We start from the raw sequence: 1654 nt of genomic DNA on the forward strand, positions 1-1654 counted from the left end.
CTAGAACATGATGTCGTCTTCGGAACGACCCCAGATGCACCAAATGATAGAGGCAAAGATCGCCATGTAAACCCAGGCCATCGGGCCGTATTGCAGCAGATCCATCAATACATCCCTAAAACATTTGTTTATCTAGTCCAATTATTGTGATGTTTCGTTACAGCGTCAACCGTTTTCTTAGGAAAAGGCCCCCTCTCAGACCCAGCCGGAGCTGCGCTGGGATCCCTTGTCCAGGGCGGGTTAAGTCTTTTTGCCTAAAGACAGGGAGCAAGTCTTCAGTTTCTGAGAAAACCCAGCTTGCCTGAGAGATGCAGGAGGATAGGGAACTAGACATTGAAGCGGAAGTGCATCACGTCCCCTTCCTGGACGACGTAGTCTTTGCCTTCGCTGCGCAGCAGGCCCTTTTCTTTGGCGGCATTCAGGGATCCCGCCGCCACCAGATCGGCATAGGCCACCGTCTCGGCCCGGATGAAGCCCCGCTCAAAATCGGAGTGGATCACCCCGGCTGCCTGAGGGGCTGTGGCGCCGACTGGAATCGTCCAAGCGCGGGTTTCTTTGGGGCCAGAGGTAAAGTAGGTGCGCAAGCCCAACAGCTCGTAGGTGGCTCGGATGAGAGATTTCAGCCCGCCCTCTTTTACCCCTAACGAATCCAGATAGGCCTGTCGCTCGTCGGGGGGCAGCTCCACCAGTTCCGCCTCCACCTGGGCTGAGACCACCACCACACCTGCCCCTTCCGCCTCGGCAAATTGCCGCACCTGCTCCACCCAGGCATTGCCGCTGGCCAGATCCGTTTCCGCCACATTGGCGGCGTAGATGACTTTTTTGCGGGTGAGCAGCCCCAACCCTTTGATCAACTGCTCTTCTTCTGGGCTGAGGGGTACCAGGCGAGCCGGCTTGCCCTCGTCCAAGGCAGCCTGTAATTGTTCCAGAGCCTGCAACTCCAGTTGGGCGGTTTTGTCGGACTTTGCCTGCTTGCGCACCCGCTCTATGCGCCGCTCGATCTGGGCCAAATCCGCCAAGGCTAGCTCCAAGTTGATCACCCCGATATCCCGCAAGGGATCCACCGAACCCGCCACATGCACAATGTTCTCGTCTTGGAAGCAGCGCACCACGTGCACCACGGCGTCCACCTGGCGAATGTGGGAGAGAAACTGGTTGCCCAGACCCTCCCCCTTGCTGGCTCCAGCCACCAGCCCGGCAATATCCACAAACTCGATTTGGCTGGGGATGATCTCGGCAGAACCGCTGATCTTGGCCAGCACCTGCAAGCGCTCGTCGGGCACCGCCACCCGCCCCACATTCGGCTCAATGGTGCAGAAGGGAAAGTTGGCCGCCTCGGCTTTGGCATTTTCACAGAGGGCGTTGAACAAGGTAGATTTGCCTACGTTGGGCAGGCCGACAATTCCAGCTCTCAACATCCAGATCTTGGGGAAAAAGCCAAAAACCAGGGTAACGGGATCCCTTGCCCAGCGGAAAGATCCCTACTCTGACGTTAGCATTTGCCGCCCCTTTCCCAACCGGTGGATCCGCTCCCAAGCGCTCCGCGCCGCCAACGCCACCACCCTCGGCTCCTCTCCCAAGAGAACTGTATTTTTTGTCAGCTGCACAGTGTTGGGCAGCTGAGGTCTTTTGACATCCTCCCCGGCCTGAAGGC

Annotated in this window: 1 protein-coding gene; it reads right to left on the reverse strand. The window is 58.1% G+C overall.

All coding sequences use genetic code 11. The features are described from left to right. Nucleotides 1-326: 326 nt before the first annotated feature. A complete protein-coding gene (gene ychF / locus NW820_RS12265) occupies nucleotides 327-1418 on the reverse strand; it encodes a redox-regulated ATPase YchF (RefSeq protein ID WP_011434459.1) in 1092 nt (363 codons plus the stop codon). Nucleotides 1419-1654 lie beyond the last annotated feature (236 nt).

It is taken from the genome of Synechococcus sp. R55.7 (genome assembly GCF_047461955.1).
Taxonomy (GTDB): domain Bacteria; phylum Cyanobacteriota; class Cyanobacteriia; order Thermostichales; family Thermostichaceae; genus Thermostichus.